We start from the raw sequence: 258 nt of genomic DNA on the forward strand, positions 1-258 counted from the left end.
TTGGGTCTTATAGAGTAGGAAACGCAGCCGACTGTCGAGCCGCTGGCGACGTTCGTCGGGACTTAATTGACGGCGAACTTCGCTTAGGGAAACGCCTGCATGATGCACTTTTACAATCAGCGGTGCGGTCCAGGCATCCAGTAAATCCACAGACAGTGCATAAGGCGCGCTTGCTCCCGGAGCAACCTGATAGCGGATCCCAGCTTTCTCCTGCACGCTGGCGAGGGCCTGTTCGGGAATAAAAATGACCGGCGCAGA

General features: G+C 56.2%; 1 protein-coding gene. It reads right to left on the bottom strand.

Features of this window, described 5'->3' with window-relative positions:
• Positions 1-258 (bottom strand): hypothetical protein (locus tag SB765_RS31225; protein ID WP_410932706.1); only part of this gene is annotated, 258 nt, incomplete at both ends.

Source organism: Pseudomonas sp. SIMBA_067, from assembly GCF_046534675.1.
In the GTDB taxonomy this organism is placed as follows: domain Bacteria; phylum Pseudomonadota; class Gammaproteobacteria; order Pseudomonadales; family Pseudomonadaceae; genus Aquipseudomonas; species Aquipseudomonas putida.